Annotated in this window: 11 protein-coding genes; 2 read left to right on the forward strand and 9 right to left on the reverse strand. The window is 69.6% G+C overall.

Annotation, left to right across the window (positions count from 1 at the left end):
- Window positions 1–5: 5 nt before the first annotated feature.
- The 5 genes from ACWC1K_RS12695 to ACWC1K_RS12715 all read right to left on the reverse strand — a co-directional run bounded on the left by ACWC1K_RS12695 (window position 6) and on the right by ACWC1K_RS12715 (window position 7548).
- Window positions 6–971: an HpcH/HpaI aldolase/citrate lyase family protein gene (locus ACWC1K_RS12695; RefSeq protein ID WP_115910143.1), complete on the reverse strand. Its 966-nt coding sequence runs from the start codon at window positions 969–971 to the stop codon at window positions 6–8.
- Window positions 968–3016 carry a protein meaA gene (locus ACWC1K_RS12700; RefSeq protein ID WP_450830812.1) on the reverse strand — a complete coding sequence of 683 codons (2049 nt, stop codon included), beginning with the start codon at window positions 3014–3016 and terminating at the stop codon, window positions 968–970. The genes ACWC1K_RS12695 and ACWC1K_RS12700 overlap by 4 nt, the downstream gene beginning before the upstream one ends.
- A 17-nt stretch (window positions 3017–3033) precedes the next feature.
- Window positions 3034–4377: a crotonyl-CoA carboxylase/reductase gene (gene ccrA, locus ACWC1K_RS12705; protein ID WP_450830814.1), complete on the reverse strand. Its 1344-nt coding sequence runs from the start codon at window positions 4375–4377 to the stop codon at window positions 3034–3036.
- A 413-nt stretch (window positions 4378–4790) separates the two neighbouring features.
- Window positions 4791–5606, reverse strand: coding sequence for a TetR family transcriptional regulator (locus ACWC1K_RS12710; RefSeq protein ID WP_351478459.1), 816 nt, complete (start codon window positions 5604–5606; stop codon window positions 4791–4793).
- 136 nt (window positions 5607–5742) lie between these two features.
- Window positions 5743–7548 (reverse strand): 3-hydroxyacyl-CoA dehydrogenase family protein, encoded by a 1806-nt coding sequence (locus ACWC1K_RS12715; RefSeq protein ID WP_450830816.1) that lies wholly within the window; start codon window positions 7546–7548, stop codon window positions 5743–5745.
- 399 nt (window positions 7549–7947) lie between these two features.
- On the opposite strand from ACWC1K_RS12715, the gene ACWC1K_RS12720 reads away from it, so the two are divergent.
- Window positions 7948–8523: an adenylosuccinate lyase gene (locus ACWC1K_RS12720; protein ID WP_450830817.1), complete on the forward strand. Its 576-nt coding sequence runs from the start codon at window positions 7948–7950 to the stop codon at window positions 8521–8523.
- A gap of 7 nt (window positions 8524–8530) precedes the next feature.
- Here the strand turns inward: ACWC1K_RS12720 and ACWC1K_RS12725 are convergent, their stop codons facing one another.
- From ACWC1K_RS12725 to ACWC1K_RS12740, 4 genes are all read right to left on the reverse strand, one after another.
- Window positions 8531–9055, reverse strand: a complete 525-nt coding sequence (locus tag ACWC1K_RS12725; protein ID WP_450830819.1) for an N-acetyltransferase family protein — start codon at window positions 9053–9055, stop codon at window positions 8531–8533.
- The gene (locus ACWC1K_RS12730; protein WP_450830821.1) at window positions 9052–9363 is read right to left on the reverse strand and encodes a Rid family hydrolase; all 312 of its coding nucleotides are present in this window, start codon (window positions 9361–9363) and stop codon (window positions 9052–9054) included. The genes ACWC1K_RS12725 and ACWC1K_RS12730 overlap by 4 nt, the downstream gene beginning before the upstream one ends.
- A gap of 62 nt (window positions 9364–9425) precedes the next feature.
- Window positions 9426–11021, reverse strand: coding sequence for an alpha/beta hydrolase (locus tag ACWC1K_RS12735; protein WP_450830823.1), 1596 nt, complete (start codon window positions 11019–11021; stop codon window positions 9426–9428).
- Window positions 11022–11156: 135 nt separating this feature from the next.
- Window positions 11157–12200, reverse strand: coding sequence for an Rv2578c family radical SAM protein (locus tag ACWC1K_RS12740; RefSeq protein WP_450830824.1), 1044 nt, complete (start codon window positions 12198–12200; stop codon window positions 11157–11159).
- 178 nt (window positions 12201–12378) lie between these two features.
- Between ACWC1K_RS12740 and ACWC1K_RS12745 the strand changes: the two genes are divergently transcribed.
- Window positions 12379–12822, forward strand: a complete 444-nt coding sequence (locus ACWC1K_RS12745; RefSeq protein ID WP_450830826.1) for an SRPBCC family protein — start codon at window positions 12379–12381, stop codon at window positions 12820–12822.
- Window positions 12823–12929: the final 107 nt, after the last annotated feature.

Raw genomic sequence — 12929 nt, forward strand, 5'->3', positions numbered from 1 at the left:
CGCGCTCAGGCCTCCGGGATCTCGAACTTCGACGTGCGCTGCATGCCCGCGGCACGCCCCTTGCCGGAGATGACGAGCGCCATCTTGCGGCTGGCCTCGTCGATCATCTCGTCGCCGAGCATCGCGGAGCCCTTCTTGCCGCCCGCCTCGGACGTGTAGTAGTCGTACGCGTCCAGGATCAGCTCGGCGTGGTCGTAGTCCTCCTGGGACGGCGAGAAGATCTCGTTGGACGCCTCGACCTGGCCCGGGTGCAGCACCCACTTGCCGTCGAAGCCGAGCGCGGCGGCGCGCTGGGCGACCTCGCGGTAGCCGTCGATGTTGCGGATCTGGAGGTAGGGGCCGTCGATCGCCTGGAGGTTGTTGGCGCGGGCGGCCATCAGGATCTTCATCAGGATGTAGTGGTAGGCGTCCGCCGGGTAGCCGGGCGGCTGCTCGCCCACGACCAGCGACTTCATGTTGATCGACGCCATGAAGTCGGCCGGGCCGAAGATGATCGTCTCGACGCGCTGGGAGGCCGTCGCGATCTCGTTGACGTTGTTGAGGCCCTGGGCGTTCTCGATCTGCGCCTCGATGCCGATCTTGCCGACCTCGAAGCCCATGGTCTTCTCGATCTGCGTCAGCAGGAGGTCGAGGGCGACGATCTGCTGGGCCGTCTGCACCTTCGGCAGCATGATGCAGTCGAGGTTCTGGCCGGCCCCCTCGACGACCGTGACGACGTCGCGGTACGTCCACTCGGTCGTCCAGTCGTTGACGCGCACGACCCTCGTCTTGCCGGTCCAGTCGCCCTCGTTGAGGAACTTGACGATGGTGTGCCGCGCCTCGGGCTTGGCGAGCGGGGCGCACGCGTCCTCGAGGTCGAGGAAGACCTGGTCGGCGGGGAGGCCCTGCGCCTTCTCCAGGAAGCGGGGGTTGCTCCCGGGGACCGCGAGGCAGGAGCGTCGCGGACGCAGACGGTTGACGGGCGTGGTCATGCGGGGACCTCCAGGGGGTCGAGCTTGTTCGCTGTCCGGATCTCGTCGACGATGCGGCCGATGATCCCGGTGATGTCGAAGTCCTTCGGGGTGAAGACCGCGGCCACTCCGGCGGCCCGCAGCTGTTCGGCGTCGCCATTGGGGATGATGCCACCGGCGATCACCGGTATATCTGTGGCACCGGCCACACGGAGTCGTTCCAGCACGTCGGGGACCAGCTGGGCGTGCGAGCCGGAGAGGATGGACAGCCCGACCGCGTGCACGTCCTCGGCGAGGGCCGCGTCCACGATCTGCTCGGGCGTCAGACGGATGCCCTGGTAGACCACCTCGAAGCCGGCGTCACGGGCCCGCACGGCGATCTGCTCGGCGCCGTTGGAGTGCCCGTCCAGGCCGGGCTTGCCGACCAGGAAGCGCAGCTTGCCGACGCCGAGGTCGCGGGCGGTGGCGTCCACCCTGCGGCGCACCTCACTCAGTGCCGAACCCTCCGCCGCGGCGACCGCGACCGGCGCCGACGACACGCCCGTGGGAGCCCGGAACTCGCCGAACACCTCGCGCAGGGCCCCGGCCCACTCACCGGTGGTGACGCCCGCGCGGGCGCACTCCAGGGTGGCCTCCATGAGGTTGTCGGTGCCCTTGGCGGCCTCCTTCAGCTTCTCCAGCGCCTTGCACGGGCGCGGGTGGTTGAAGGGCGGCTGGTAGCGGGTGTCACGCCAGTGCTGCAGGGACGCGATGACACGGGCCTCGACAGCCGGATCGACCGTCTGGATGGCTGTGTCGAGATCTGCGGTCAGCGGATTGGGTTCGGTCGTCTCGAAGATGTTGACGCCGACGATCTTCTCCTGACCGGACTCGATACGGGCCCTGCGCTCGGCGTGCGAGGAGACGAGCTGCGACTTCAGGTAGCCGGACTCGACGGCGGCCATCGCGCCGCCCATCTCCTGGATCCGCTCGATCTCGGCGAGGGACTCCTCGACCAGCTTCGCGACCTTCGCCTCGATGACGTGCGAGCCCTCGAAGATGTCCTCGTACTCCAGCAGGTCGCTCTCGTGCGCCAGGACCTGCTGGATGCGCAGGGACCACTGCTGGTCCCAGGGGCGGGGCAGGCCGAGGGCCTCGTTCCAGGCCGGCAGCTGCACGGCACGCGCGCGTGCGTCCTTGGAGAGGGTCACGGCCAGCATCTCCAGCACGATCCGCTGGACGTTGTTCTCCGGCTGCGCCTCGGTCAGACCCAGCGAGTTGACCTGGACGCCGTAGCGGAAACGGCGGTGCTTGGGGTTCTGGATCCCGTAGCGCTCAAGCGTGATCTTGTCCCAGATCCGCCCGAAGGCGCGCATCTTGCACATCTCCTCGATGAACCGGACGCCGGCGTTCACGAAGAAGGAGATGCGGCCGACGACGTCGCCCATGCGCTCCTGCGGCACCTGACCGGAGTCCCGGACGGCGTCCAGGACCGCGATCGCCGTGGACATCGCGTACGCGATCTCCTGGACCGGTGTGGCGCCCGCCTCCTGCAGGTGGTAGCTGCAGATGTTGATCGGGTTCCACTTCGGCATGTGGGAGACCGTGTACGCGATCATGTCCGTCGTCAGACGGAGGCTCGGCCCCGGCGGGAAGACGTGCGTGCCGCGGGACAGGTACTCCTTGACGATGTCGTTCTGGGTCGTGCCCTGGAGCCTGGTGATGTCCGCACCCTGCTCCTCGGCGACGACCTGGTAGAGCGCCAGCAGCCACATGGCGGTGGCGTTGATCGTCATCGAGGTGTTCATCTGCTCCAGGGGGATGTCCTGGAACAGCCGGCGCATGTCACCGAGGTGCGCGACCGGCACACCGACCCGGCCGACCTCGCCGCGGGCGAGGATGTGGTCGGAGTCGTAGCCGGTCTGCGTGGGCAGGTCGAACGCGACCGACAGGCCCGTCTGACCCTTGGCGAGGTTGCGCCGGTACAGCTCGTTGGACGCCTCGGCCGTGGAGTGACCGGCGTACGTGCGCATGAGCCACGGCCGGTCCTTCTCCCGCACGCCTTCGGCGGGCTGACGCTCAGTCATCTATGACCCCGGGTGTCTCAGATGTTGCGGAAGCGGTTGATGGCGTCGATGTGCTGGGCGCGCATCTCCTCGTCGCGCACGCCGAGGCCCTCCTCGGGGGCGAGGCACAGCACGCCGACCTTGCCCTGGTGGAGGTTGCGGTGCACGTCGTACGCGGCCTGCCCGGTCTCCTCCAGGGAGTAGGTCTTCGACAGCGTGGGGTGGATCTTGCCCTTCGCGATGAGCCGGTTGGCCTCCCAGGCCTCGCGGTAGTTGGCGAAGTGCGAGCCGATGATCCGCTTCAGGGACATCCACAGGTAGCGGTTGTCGTACTCGTGCATGTAGCCCGAGGTCGAGGCGCAGGTGGTGATGGTGCCGCCCTTGCGGGTGACGAACACGGAGGCGCCGAAGGTCTCGCGGCCGGGGTGCTCGAAGACGATGTCGATGTCCTCGCCGCCGGTCAGTTCGCGGATGCGCTTGCCGAAGCGCTTCCACTCCTTCGGGTCCTGGGTGTTCTCGTCCTTCCAGAACTTGTAGCCCTCGGCGTTGCGGTCGATGATCGCCTCGGCGCCCATCGAGCGGCAGATCTCCGCCTTCTGCGGGCTGGAGACGACACAGATCGGGTTGGCGCCGCCGGCCAGCGCGAACTGGGTGGCGTACGAGCCGAGGCCGCCGCTCGCACCCCAGATCAGGACGTTGTCGCCCTGCTTCATGCCGGCGCCGTTGCGGGAGACCAGCTGGCGGTAGGCGGTCGAGTTGACCAGGCCCGGGGCGGCGGCCTCCTCCCAGCTGAGGTGGTCCGGCTTCGGCATCAGCTGGTTGGACTTGACGAGTGCGATCTCGGCGAGGCCGCCGAAGTTCGTCTCGAAGCCCCAGATGCGCTGCTCGGGGTCGAGCATCGTGTCGTTGTGGCCGTCCGACGACTCGAGTTCGACGGACAGACAGTGCGCGACGACCTCGTCACCGGGCTTCCAGGCGTTGACGCCCGGGCCGGTGCGCAGGACGACGCCCGCGAGGTCGGAGCCGATGATGTGGTACGGCAGGTCGTGGCGCTTGGTCAGCTCCGACAGCCTGCCGTAGCGCTCCAGGAACCCGAAGGTCGACAGGGGCTCGAAGATCGAGGTCCACACGGAGTTGTAGTTGACCGAGGAGGCCATGACGGCCACCAGGGCCTCGCCCGGGCCGAGCTCCGGCAGCGGAACCTCGTCCAGGTGGATCGACTTGCGCGGGTCCTTGTCGCGGGTCTCCAGGCCCGCGAACATCTCCGTCTCGTCCTTGTGCACGGTGATCGCGCGGTACGACTCGGGGAGCGGCAGGGCGGCGAAGTCGGCCGGCGTCGAGTCCGGCGACTGGATCGCGTCCAGGATGTCCTTGGTGGTCACGGTGTTGCCTCCGGCGATACGCGTCCTGAGGGAGGGACGCTGAGGGTTACGTCGGTGCTGCTGAGGGTTTTTCGAGAAGGGCCGTCGGTTCGGCGGTGGTGCTGTTCGGCAGCGCTTTGTGGCGCGGGAGGTTGCCTGTGACGCAGGCGTCCGGGCGCGCAAGCCATGGGCTTGAGGGGACAGCCGACGTGCGCTAGGTCTCTGCACGCCGGCCGCCCGGACTCCTTCAACGTATGACACCGCGTGTCACCTTGCAAGGCACTGAGTGCCAGAGATTGCTCTCAGGTGAAATCTTTACGTAACAAATGAGCGATGATCGATCGAACGGGCGCTGAAAGCTGTTGGAAAAGGGCCCCTGACATGCCAAAACGGCCACCCCGGAGGGTGGCCGTCATCACAAAGGGGGAGCGGTCTCAGCGTTCCTTGAGCGCCTGCTCGATGGTCCGCATGACCTCGTCCAGCGGGGCGTCGGTGCGGGCGACGGTGACCAGGACCTCGCCCTGGGTGGAGACGGCCGCGGGAGCCGGCGGCTTGTTCGCCGGCGTGCTGCGCCCCGCCCCGATGCCCGTCCCGAACGTCTTGCGCACGATCGCGAAGGCGTGGTCGAGCTGTGCCTCCACGTCGCCCTGCCCGCCGGCCCGCAGCCAGCGTCTGAGGACATGGTTGTGGGCGGTGACCACGGCGGACGCGGCGACCTCCGCGAGCAGCGGGTCGTCGTTGGCGTCGTCGTCGTGCGCGTGCTCGTCGAAATGGCCGAGGAGATAGCGGGTGAAGAGGCGTTCGTAGCGCGCGACCGACGCGATCTCCGCCTCGCGCAGGGTGGGCACCTCGCGGGTGAGCTTGTAGCGGGCGACCGAGATCTCCGGCCGCGCCGCGTACATCCGCATGACTTCCTTGATGCCGCGGCACACCGTGTCGAGCGGGTGCTCGTGCGCGGGAGCCGCGTTGAGCACGGCCTCCGCACGGATCAACGTGTCGTCGTGGTCGGGGAAGATCGCCTCTTCCTTGGAGCGGAAGTGGCGGAAGAAGGTGCGGCGCGCGACCCCGGCCGCGGCCGCGATCTCGTCGACGGTGGTCGCCTCGTACCCCTTGGTCGCGAACAGCTCCATCGCCGCGGCCGCCAGTTCGCGGCGCATCTTGAGCCGCTGGGCGGCCGCGCGACTGCCTGCGGCACTTTCCGGCGCGTCGGGCGTAGCTGGTGTACGTGAGGACTTGGCGGGCTGGGACATGACCCGAACGTACTGCATGTGCGCAGCTTGTTGCGCATGTACGGGGATGACCCCGCCCGGTGCGGGCGGGGGTCCACCGGCGGGGCCGAGCAGTCCGCCCCAGTCCGTCTCGCCTCTGAACCAGTCGCCGGCGCCGTCAGCGGCGGGCATATTCGCGGAAGCCACGGCCCGTCTTGCGGCCGAGGCAGCCCGCGGCCACCAGGTGCTCCAGGAGCGGCGCGGGGGCCAGGCCCGGGTCGCGGAACTCGCGGTGCAGGACCTTCTCGATCGCCAGGGAGACGTCGAGCCCGACGACGTCCAGCAGCTCGAAGGGGCCCATCGGGTAGCCGCCGCCCAGCTTCATCGCCGCGTCGATGTCGTCAAGAGACGCATAGTGTTCCTGCACCATCTTGATCGCGTTGTTGAGGTACGGGAAAAGCAGGGCGTTCACGATGAAGCCCGCACGGTCGCCACAGTCGACCGCGTGCTTCTTGATCCGTCCACACACCTCGCGAACCGTCGCGTGGACGTCCTCGGCCGTCAGCACCGTACGGACGACCTCGACCAGCTTCATCGCCGGCGCGGGGTTGAAGAAGTGCATGCCGATCACGTCCTGCGGGCGCGAGGTGGCGCGGGCGCAGGCGACCACGGGCAGCGAGGAGGTCGTGGTGGCCAGGACCGCGCCCGGCTTGCAGACCTTGTCCAGGGCCTGGAACAGCTGCTGCTTGATCTCCAGGTCCTCGGCGACGGCCTCGACGGCCAGGTCGACGTCGGCGAAGGACTCGTAGGAGCCCGCCGCGGTGATCCGGTCCAGGGTCTGTGCGGCCGCCTCCGCGGTCATCCGGCCCTTGTCGACCGAGCGCGAGAGCGACTTGCCGATACGGGCCTTGGCGGCCTGCGCCTTCTCCTCGCTGCGGGCGGCGAGGACGACCTCGTAGCCGGCCTTGGCGAAGACCTCGGCGATGCCGGAGGCCATGGTGCCGGAGCCCGCGACGCCGACCGAGCGGACCTCGCGGCCCTGGGTGAGGGCCGCGCCGTCCAGCGGCGTCAGCGCGTCCCGCACGACCGTGGCGCTGCCGGGAGCCTCGTAGGTGTAGAAGCCGCGGCCGGACTTGCGGCCGGTCAGACCCGCCTCGCTGAGCTGCTTGAGGATCGGGGCGGGGGCGTGCAGCCGGTCGTGGGACTCGGCGTACATGGCCTCCAGGACCGTGCGCGCGGTGTCGACACCGATCAGGTCGAGCAGCGCGAGGGGGCCCATCGGCAGACCGCAGCCGAGCCGCATCGCCGCGTCGATGTCCTCGCGGGAGGCGTACTTCGCCTCGTACATCGCGGCCGCCTGGTTGAGGTAGCCGAACAGCAGCCCGTCGGCGACGAACCCGGGCCGGTCGCCGACCGCGACGGGCTCCTTGCCGAGGTCGAGGGCGAGGTTGGTCACCGCGGTGACGGCGGTCGGCGCGGTGAGGACCGAGGAGACGATCTCGACGAGCTTCATCGCCGGCGCCGGGTTGAAGAAGTGCAGGCCCAGCACGCGCTCCGGGCGGGCAGAGTCGGCCGCCAGGCGGGTCACGGACAGGGCGTTGGTGCCGGTCGCCAGGATCGTCTCCGGACGCACGATGCCGTCGAGCTCGCGGAAGATCTGGTGCTTGATCTCGTACGACTCCGGAGCCACCTCGATGACGAGGTCGGCGTCGGCCGCGGCCTGCAGATCGGTGGAGATGCTCACGCGGGCGAGGACGTCCGCGCGCTCCTGCTCGGTGAGCCGGCCCTTCTCCACGGCACGGGCGGTGGCCGCCTCCAGGGCGGTGACGGCCTTGGCGGCCGCGGCCTCGCTGATGTCGATGCCGACGACCTCGCGGCCGGCCTTGGCGAGGACCTCGGTGATACCGGTGCCCATGGTGCCGAGGCCGACGACGGCAATGGTCGTGAGCGAAGCGGAAGGGGTGTGGGACAGGGGAGTGGCCATCGCGGGACTCCAGGCATGAGGGTGACGACTGGGAGAGCGCCCGGGTGCGCCGAGGGAAGGCCGGCCGAAGCCGACCTGGCGCACCGGGTGCGTGAAGGATTGCGGGTGTTTCCGGGCTGCAAGCGCACACGCCCGGTGCCTGCCGTCGCCGTGGGCGCGCACACGCCTGGAGCGAACGGTGGGTGATTCGACCGGCCCTGTCCCGTGGCCGGGTCGTACTGCGGTACCTGAAGTACCGAACCGACTTGCTCTCACGGCAGCTGCGTCACCAGGCCGCCGTAAGGAATGCGAGTGGGTAACTCGCTCGTCTGAGCTTAACCGGCGGGTAACGAGCGCGCTAGTCCCCGTGTTTGTGATGTACGTCCCCGGAGATCGGCGGCCCCTCTAATCTTCGGTGTCATGGACGAAGAGTTGCGATCACTCACGGAGCGTTTACGGGCGGAGTCGGGGGCGACCGCCGAGTACGACCGTCTCGTCGCCACCGAGGACCCGGACGAGCTGGCGCGGGTGCTCACCGAACCCGGGCAGCCGCTGTGGGCCAGGGAGCTGGCCGCGTTCCGGCTGGGGCTCGCGGGTGACCGGCGTGCCTTCGAGTCCCTCGTCCTGTTTCTCAACCACCGTGATCCGCAGCGCTGCGCCTCCGCCGCCCACGCCCTCGCCCGTCTCGACGATCCGCGCACCGCCCGCGCGGCGGCCGCCCTCGCCACGAACGAACTCCGCGTCGCCTACGCCCTCCACCCGGTCCGGCTCCTTGCCCGGCTGCGCGCCCCCGAGTCCGTGCCCGCGCTGATCACCACCCTGCAGCGCAGGCTCCGCCCGCACGACCCGTACCGCCGGGTGGCGCTCGCCTGTGTGGAGGGCCTCGGCGCCCTGGAGGACGCCCGCGCCAGACCCGTACTCAACGAGGCACTGGCACACCCGGCCCTGGCGGAGGCGGCGGTGCGGGCGCTGGCACGGATCCCGAGACAGAGGTGAGGCCGCGTCAGTCGGTGAGCTCTCTGACGTAGCGGACCTCGGGTACCTGGACTCCGCCCACCTCGAAGGGCTCCTCGATGCCGTCCGGACGGAAGCCGGAGGCCTCGTAGAAGCGGCGCGCGCGGTCGTTCTCCTTGAGGACCCAGAGGTACATGCGGCCGTGCCCGGCGGCCGCGCAGCGAAGCGTGGACTGCCGCAGGAGGGCTCGCCCGGTGCCGCCGCGGTACCGGCCCGGGGCGACATAGAGCGCGTACAACTCGGCGTCGTCCGTGTGTTCTTCGCCGTCCCGGTACGGGCCGTGACAGAGCCAGCCGGTGATCTCCCCGTCCTGCACGGCGACCAGGTCCAGCATGCCGGGGTTGTTCTGAAGGAAATGCATCCGCCGGCGTTCGGTGTTCTCCGGCACGCTCATCGTGTCGAGGTAGGACTGCGGGACGATCCCCCGGTAGGCCGTCTGCCAGCCGCCGACGCGGATCTCCGCCACGCGCTCGCAGTCCGCCAGGGTCATTTCGCGGACCAGGAGCGCGCTCACCCGGCCACCACCGCTGGGGGTACGCCCACGCCTTCGGGCAGTGGGGGAGCCTCGATCTCCGTCAGGAACTCGGGGCGGACGAGGGCGGCAATCTGTACCGCGGAGGCGGCGGCCAGGCAGCGGCGGAGGTTCTCCAAGACCTGGCGGGCCTGGGCCCCGGCGTCACCCTCGCCGACGAGCCTGCCGTCCTCGTCCAGCGCGAGCCGGCCCGCGATCGCGACGAAACGGCCCGTGCCCATGACGACGTGGCTGTACCGCGCGGCGGGGAAGACCCCGTCGGGGGCGGTGATCCTGGTCAGCTCACTCATGCGTCCATCGTGGACCATGGGTCTGACAACGCCTCCGACGGAACCTCACCATCGGGTCGTGCTCAGCCGCGGAAGCCGATCAGCTCGTGCAGCGTGGCGCCGCTGTCGGACCCCGGCGCCGCCTTGGTGCTCATCGGCGCCTTGGTGCTCAGCGGCTTGGGGTCGGGCGTCTTCGGGCACACCGCGTCGATCGGGCCGCCGCCGCGCGGCACCGTGCCGTCGGACAGGTATGCCGCCAGGTACTTGTCCAGGCAGGCGTTCCCGCTCAGCGTGATGCCGTGGTTGCCGCCGCCCTGCTCGACCACGAAGCTGGAGCCCGCCAGCAGACGGTGGACCGTCGCGCCGCCCTCGTACGGGGTCGCCGCGTCGTCGGTCGCCTGGAACAGCAGCACCGGCGGCAGCTTGTCGTTGGCGACGTGCACCGGCTTCAGCGAGTCCGTCGGCCAGAACGCGCACGGCGCGTTGTACCAGGCGTTGCTCCAGGCCATGAACGGCGCCTTGTCGTAGACCGCCCAGTTGTCCTTGCGCCACTGGTTCCAGTCGCGTGGCCAGGAGGCGTCACGGCACTGCACCGAGGCGTAGACGCTGTAGCCGTTGTCCCCGGACGCGTCGACAGCGCCCAAACTCTGGTACGCCTCGACCAGCGGGTCGGATTTCTTGTCGTTCACATACGCCGCGAACGCCGCGGCCAGAGACGGCCAGTAGCCGTTGTAGTAGCCGCCGGGGATGAACGTGTCCTCCAGCTCGGAGGCGCCCACCTTGCCGCCGGCCGGCTTCTTGGCGACCGCCTTGCGCATCGCGTACCACTTGGTCTCGACCTTCGCCGGGTCGGTGCCGAGCTTGTACGTCGAGTCGTACTTGGCGATCCAGGCCATCAGGGCCTTGTGGCGGGCGTCGAAGGCGTAGTCCTGCGCGAGGTTGTCGTCGTACCAGACGCCCGTCGGGTCGACGATCGAGTCCAGGACCAGGTGCTTCACGCGCTGCGGGAAGAGCTTGGCGTACACCGCGCCCAGGTAGGTGCCGTACGAGTAGCCGAAGTAGCTGGTCTGCCGGGCGCCCAGGGCCGCGCGGATCGAGTCCATGTCCTGCACGGCCTGGATGGTGTTGAGGTACGGCAGCAGGCTCGCGTACTTCGTTCCGCAGGCGGCGGCGAAGGACGTGGCGCGGTCGAGGTTGGTCTTCTCCAGGGCCGGTGTGCTCGGCACGGTGTCCGGGCGCACGGGGTTGAAGTGGCCCGGCTCGCAGTCGAGGGCGGGCTTGCTCTTGCCGACCCCGCGCGGGTCGAAGCCGATGACGTCGTACTGGGCCGCGACCGCCTTGGGCAGGGAGTTCGCGACGAATCCGGCGAGCGAGAGGCCGCTGCCGCCCGGACCGCCGGGGTTGACCAGCAGCGGGCCCTGGCTCTTCTGCGCGGTGTGCTTCACACGCGAGAGCGCAAGGGTGATCTGCTTTCCCTGCGGATCCCGGTGGTCGAGCGGCACGTCGAGCGATGCGCACTGGAGCGCCGGATAGTTCGTGGTGGCGCAGTTCTTCCAGGTGAGTTCCGCGGCGGGAGCGGGTTGCGGGGACCGCGAGGTGCTCGCGCCCGCAGGCAGAGCAGTGAAGCTCCCGGCCACGACGGCGGCGGCACCGCACAGCACCGCTGCGCGTTTTCTCATGAAGTCCTCCCAGGACGGAGGGTTTCGGACCGCGAGTCTCACGGTCCTCGCCGCATCGTCCCGGAAAGCCGCCTCCGAAGAACTCGTTCTGGCAAGAGTTGACCCGATTGGGTCGCGGGATGCGCTCGTATGCTCTCAAATGAGCGTGAGTTGGGTCGGTTCGGACACCGTCGGCTCGGGGGCCTCGGGCGGCCGGATCCGCCGTGGCATCCCCGCGCGCGTGGGGCCGATCCCGTACTCCTGTGCCAGCTCGTGGACCTGACGGGTGATCCGGCGCTGGTACCACTTGGGGGCGTAGGCGCCGTCCGCGTACAGGCGCTCGTAACGGCGTACCAGGTGCGGGTGGTGCCGGCCCAGCCAGGCCATGAACCACTCGCGGGCGCCGGGGCGCAGATGCAGCACCAGTGGGGTGACGGAGGTGGCCCCGGAGGCCGCGATCGCCCGCACGGTGGCGCGCAGTTGGGCGGGCCGGTCGCTCAGGAACGGGATCACCGGAGCCATCAGCACACCGCACCCGATGCCGTGCTCGGCGAGTGTGCGGACCACGTCCAGGCGGCGCTCCGGGGCGGGCGTGCCCGGCTCCACCGTGCGCCACAGCTCGGGGTCGGTGAAGCCGACCGACACCGAGATGCCGACGTCCGTCACCTGGGCGGACTGCACCAGCAGATCCAGGTCGCGCAGGATCAGCGTGCCCTTCGTCAGGATCGAGAAGGGGTTCGCGTGGTCGCGCAGGGCGGACAGGATGCCCGGCATCAGCCGGTAGCGGCCCTCGGCGCGCTGGTAGCAGTCGACGTTCGTGCCCATCGCGATGTGCTCGCCCTGCCAGCGGCGCGAGCCGAGCTGGCGGCGCAGCAGCTCCGGGGCGTTCACCTTGACCACGATCTGCGAGTCGAAGTCGAGCCCCGGGTCGAGGTCCAGATAGGTGTGCGTCTTGCGGGCGAAGCAGTACACGCACGCGTGCGAGCAGCCGCGGTACGGATTGACCGTCCACTCGAAGGGCATGCGCGAGACGCCCGGCACCCGGTTGATGATCGAGCGGGCCCGTACCTCGTGGAAGGTGATTCCACGGAACTCAGGCGTGTCGAAGGTCCTGCTCACGACCGCGTCCGCGCCGAACAGCGCGGCGTCCGCCGCCCGGCTGTGCCCGCCGGACTCCACTGTGAGGTTCTCCCACCGCATGACGCCTCCTCGGTAGCGCTGCCCCGAGTGAAACACGTGTTCGATTTTCCGTGCAAGGCCTGTTTCCGATCGCCCCACGAGCCCCGCGGGCGTGCTCGGGCACCCCGATTTGGGCGGCCGTGGGCGGGGGTGGTTGGCTTGCCCCAACCCCGAGAGAAGCAAGCCCTGGAGGAAACCGATGGCGCAGGTCGAGGCCACTACCGAGCGGGTCGTCGCGGCAGACGCGGAGAAGGTGTTCGACGCCCTCGCCGACTACAGCGGCACGCGCGCGAAGCTGCTGCCCGAGCACTTCAGCGAGTACGAGGTGCGCGAGGGCGGCGATGGCGAGGGCACCCTCGTCCACTGGAAGCTCCAGGCCACCAGCAAGCGGGTGCGCGACTGCCTCCTGGAGGTCAGCGAGCCCACCGACGGCGAGCTCGTCGAGAAGGACCGCAACTCCTCCATGGTCACCACCTGGCGGGTCACCCCGGCGGGTGAGGGCAAGTCCCGCGTCGTCGTGACCACCGTCTGGAACGGCGCCGGCGGCATCGGCGGCTTCTTCGAGAAGACCTTCGCGCCCAAGGGCCTCGGCCGGATCTACGACGCCGTCCTCGCCAAGCTGGCCACCGAGGTCGAGAAGTAAGTCCCGGCCACTCGGGGGCCGTTGACGCCCCTCACCGGATCGAGTGGATCTCCCCGCGCCCCGCCGGTCCGCCGTAACTCGTCGCGCTCGCCCGTAGTTGCCGCCTT

Source organism: Streptomyces sp. NPDC001492 (genome assembly GCF_053597275.1).

Excerpts from the sequence above, each read along its gene's own strand:
- ACWC1K_RS12740 (WP_450830824.1), bottom strand. The coding sequence starts at position 12,200 with ATGCGGTGGGAGAACCTCACAGTGGAGTCCGGCGGGCACAGCCGGGCG.
- ACWC1K_RS12715 (WP_450830816.1), bottom strand. The coding sequence starts at position 7,548 with ATGGCCACTCCCCTGTCCCACACCCCTTCCGCTTCGCTCACGACCATT.
- ACWC1K_RS12695 (WP_115910143.1), bottom strand. The coding sequence starts at position 971 with ATGACCACGCCCGTCAACCGTCTGCGTCCGCGACGCTCCTGCCTCGCG.
- ACWC1K_RS12720 (WP_450830817.1), top strand. The coding sequence starts at position 7,948 with ATGGACGAAGAGTTGCGATCACTCACGGAGCGTTTACGGGCGGAGTCG.
- ACWC1K_RS12710 (WP_351478459.1), bottom strand. The coding sequence starts at position 5,606 with ATGTCCCAGCCCGCCAAGTCCTCACGTACACCAGCTACGCCCGACGCG.
- ACWC1K_RS12700 (WP_450830812.1), bottom strand. The coding sequence starts at position 3,016 with ATGACTGAGCGTCAGCCCGCCGAAGGCGTGCGGGAGAAGGACCGGCCG.
- ACWC1K_RS12735 (WP_450830823.1), bottom strand. The coding sequence starts at position 11,021 with ATGAGAAAACGCGCAGCGGTGCTGTGCGGTGCCGCCGCCGTCGTGGCC.
- ACWC1K_RS12730 (WP_450830821.1), bottom strand. The coding sequence starts at position 9,363 with ATGAGTGAGCTGACCAGGATCACCGCCCCCGACGGGGTCTTCCCCGCC.
- ACWC1K_RS12745 (WP_450830826.1), top strand. The coding sequence starts at position 12,379 with ATGGCGCAGGTCGAGGCCACTACCGAGCGGGTCGTCGCGGCAGACGCG.